We start from the raw sequence: 2,813 nt of genomic DNA, 5'->3' as shown, positions 1-2,813 counted from the left end.
CGACGACGTCCTGCTCGACGGCGAGGCCGTGGTGTTCCGTCCCGATGGCCACACCGACTTCGCGGCGCTCAGAACCAAGCGCGGCACGGACGACGCCCAGATGGTCGTCTTCGATCTCCTGCACATCGACGGCGAGGACCGGCGCAAGCTGCCGCTGGAGGTCCGCCGGGCGGAACTGGACGCGCTGGTCGCCGGGATCAACGCCATCATGTTCAGCGAGGCGATCGAGGCTGAGGGCGCGGTCGTCTTCGCCAAGGCCTGCGAAATGGGTCTGGAGGGGATCGTCAGCAAGCGTTTGGGCGGGGCCTACTGGAGCGGCCGGGTCAGGAACTGGGTGAAGAGCAAGAACCCGGCATTTCAGAGACGCTGACGCCCTCGCTGCGCAGCCGCCCGAACGCATCGACCAGACGCGCGAAGTCGGTCTTGCCGATCCGCTCGGCCCATGCGGTAACCCACTGATCGGCCAGCGCGGCGTCGCTGAACCTGTCGAGCTCGTCGCAGCGGTCCCCCAGCGTGACCTCGCCCTGGTGCAACAGCCACTCGGCGGCGACCTCCTCGTACATGTCGAGGGCATCTGCGGACGAGGGTTTCATGCTGCGGCCTCCTCCAGCGTAGGATCGCCGACGGGAGGGCCAATGCGCAATGGGTCACTTGCCCTCGCCGACTATCCCGGCGACGTCGTCTACATCACCTGCGAGCGTTGCGGCCGATCCGGGCGCTACCGGCTTGACGGTCTGATCGAGCGATTTGGCGCCGACATCGCCCTGCCCGATCTGCTGATGGCGCTGGCGACCTGCGAGCGCCGCTCGGACTTCAGCCGGCCCTGTGGGGCGCGGTTCACTGATCTCGCGGCTCGGGCCTAAGCCTGCCGGCTGGCGGGCGCGTTGTATCAGCGAGCGCAAGGGCGATACCCACCCCCATCCCCCCGCCGTTCAAGCGGCTGCGTTTGCGGGGATTATGGGTAGCGTGAGGTTGGAAGCTGTCCGCAAATGCGGTTGTCCAGTCGCCGGCAAGTTTGCCGGCGAACATGGCGCGGCTTATTGACCCCTTTTGCCAAGCGATTGGCCTTTCCGAAATCGTGGATGAAGGCAAGCGCGGCGAGCCGCTCCGACCAACCTTCCGGGAAGATCGCGACAGCCGCAAGGCCCGCAAGTCGTGTCCGTACGATCGGGAGGTTGAGAAGAGTCTCCGCGCAGGCAGCGACATCAATGCAATGATCTTCCAATGGGTGCCAATATCTTGGCTCACCGTCGCGCGGAAAAAGCTTCGCCCAATTCATTCCACGCGGAATCGGCGTCAGCATGAAACCTCGAAAACTTTGCGAAAGCTTGCCGTGATAGCGCGCCACAACAGGCTTCAGAACGCCGTCCTATCCATCGGAGCGGCGCGTCGCAATCATGCCACTCCATCATGCCACATAATTGAATGTGCATGTTCAGGGCCGGAGGTCGCCGCCGGAGTTCAAAACTGACCTCATCAGCTGCGCTCAGTCGCGGGCGGCCAGCAAGACGCGCACTCTCCAACTGCGCCCCAAGGCTTCGTTGTCGCGTTGGGGATCATCTTAGGGCGAATCCCTTATAATCCGACCTCGCTGAGGAGAGACGACTGTGATAATCGACATTTACAAGAGCGTTCTTAATGGCAACAAATATCTCTCTGTTCCTGCGGGGACCGATGTTGCCCATAAGGTTTTTCCGGCCGATCTTGACCCGGAGCTACTCAAGCTTTCGCCCTTCAAAACCTCACTGGACATTCAGCCTGACGACAACCGGATCGCGCTCGACGCCGCCGACGTCATTCGCCAGATCGAGGCGATAGGTTACGCCACTCATATTGGGCGACGACCACTTACAATTTGAGGGCATCGCGCTGGTTGTTATCCAAACAACGCTAAGGGCGAACGCATCACGAACGGCGGCTCAAGCGGCGTCGCGGCGAGGAGCGAGGTTGAGTGATCGCCTTCCAACAGGGAGGGCGGTGGCCCTATCTCACAGAAAATCATCCGACAGACCGATGTGCTCCCAACCGACTGGCGAAGTGTGGGTGAGCCACTCGTCCGGCACGAGCTCGCCGGTGGGGCGGAGGTGTACGACCGCATCGGCCATATAGGTCGAGTTCCAATAGACGATCGCGGCGATAAGGAGGTTCAGCCCCGAGGCCTTGTATTGCTGCGCCTCGGTGCCCCGGTCCGCGATCCTTCCCGGCTTGAACGTGCAGATAGCCTGAGCGAGAGCGTGGTGCTGCTCCCCTTTGTTCAGTCCGGCTTGGCAGCGCCGACGGAGCTCGGGGCTTTCCAGCCAGTCGAGCATGAAGCGTGCGCTCGATGCGGCCAAGTTCCTGGAGCGCCAGATCGAGCTGATTCTGGCGCTCGTACGCGGCGAGCTTTCTCAGCATTGCCGAAGGCGCGACGCGGGGCCAGCTTGAAGGTGTCGAAATGCGTGACGAGCGGCTGCACCTCGCGGAGCTGAAGGCCGTCGCCCCGGCCGAAGCGGAAGCCCTAGGAAAAGATCGACACCTCCTCGGCCGCCGGTGAGCTGGTCTTTCACGTCTTCGGCGCTATCGCGCATTTCGAGCGTCGGCTGATCGCCGAGCAGACGAAGGGCGGGATCGCGGCGGCGCGGGCGCGAGGTAAACGACCGGGCCGCCAGCCGATAGACACGGACAAGGTGCAAGCCGCGCTCAAACTTCGTGGAGGCAGGGCTTTCACCCACGAAGGCTGCGAGCCAACTTGGCCTTGGGCGGTCCACGGTCTACCGCGAAGTCGCGGCAGCGGGCCTCAGCCGGAGCGCTTGAAGTGGGGGACTCGAGATGGC

Annotated in this window: 6 protein-coding genes and 1 pseudogene; 4 read left to right on the top strand and 3 right to left on the bottom strand. The window is 63.3% G+C overall.

Annotated features, from left to right (window positions below; all coding sequences use genetic code 11):
- On the top strand, positions 1-370 hold a 370-nt coding region (locus tag ACLP25_RS23920), incomplete at its 5' end, for an ATP-dependent DNA ligase (RefSeq protein ID WP_442471625.1).
- Here the strand turns inward: ACLP25_RS23920 and ACLP25_RS23915 are convergent.
- A complete protein-coding gene (locus tag ACLP25_RS23915) occupies positions 324-593 on the bottom strand; it encodes a hypothetical protein (protein ID WP_442471624.1) in 270 nt (89 codons plus the stop codon). The two genes, ACLP25_RS23920 and ACLP25_RS23915, sit on opposite strands and share 47 nt — an antisense overlap.
- 42 nt (positions 594-635) lie before the next feature.
- On the opposite strand from ACLP25_RS23915, the gene ACLP25_RS23910 reads away from it, so the two are divergent.
- Positions 636-863 carry a hypothetical protein gene (locus ACLP25_RS23910; RefSeq protein WP_442471623.1) on the top strand — a complete coding sequence of 76 codons (228 nt, stop codon included), beginning with the start codon at positions 636-638 and terminating at the stop codon, positions 861-863.
- A gap of 92 nt (positions 864-955) precedes the next feature.
- Here the strand turns inward: ACLP25_RS23910 and ACLP25_RS23905 are convergent, their stop codons facing one another.
- Complete coding sequence (locus tag ACLP25_RS23905) at positions 956-1,348, bottom strand: HD domain-containing protein (protein ID WP_442471622.1); 393 nt, start codon at positions 1,346-1,348, stop codon at positions 956-958.
- Between the two features lie 259 nt (positions 1,349-1,607).
- Here ACLP25_RS23905 and ACLP25_RS23900 point away from each other — a divergent pair, with 259 nt between their 5' ends.
- Positions 1,608-1,859 carry a hypothetical protein gene (locus tag ACLP25_RS23900; RefSeq protein WP_442471621.1) on the top strand — a complete coding sequence of 84 codons (252 nt, stop codon included), beginning with the start codon at positions 1,608-1,610 and terminating at the stop codon, positions 1,857-1,859.
- A 60-nt stretch (positions 1,860-1,919) separates the two neighbouring features.
- Here ACLP25_RS23900 and ACLP25_RS23895 read toward each other — a convergent pair.
- Positions 1,920-2,409, bottom strand: a pseudogene (locus tag ACLP25_RS23895) (Tn3 family transposase); the annotation flags it as partial.
- 98 nt (positions 2,410-2,507) lie between these two features.
- On the opposite strand from ACLP25_RS23895, the gene ACLP25_RS23890 reads away from it, so the two are divergent.
- Positions 2,508-2,813, top strand: a 306-nt coding sequence (locus ACLP25_RS23890) for a recombinase family protein (protein WP_442471626.1), incomplete at its 3' end; no start/stop codon positions are given.

The sequence above is a fragment of the Roseiarcus sp. genome, from assembly GCF_052145395.1.
Lineage (GTDB): Bacteria > Pseudomonadota > Alphaproteobacteria > Rhizobiales > Beijerinckiaceae > Roseiarcus.
Note: the sequence above shows the minus strand (reverse complement) of the source record. Positions and strands in the feature narration are given on the sequence as shown.

Excerpts from the sequence above, each read along its gene's own strand:
- ACLP25_RS23915 (WP_442471624.1), bottom strand. The coding sequence starts at position 593 with ATGAAACCCTCGTCCGCAGATGCCCTCGACATGTACGAGGAGGTCGCC.
- ACLP25_RS23910 (WP_442471623.1), top strand. The coding sequence starts at position 636 with ATGCGCAATGGGTCACTTGCCCTCGCCGACTATCCCGGCGACGTCGTC.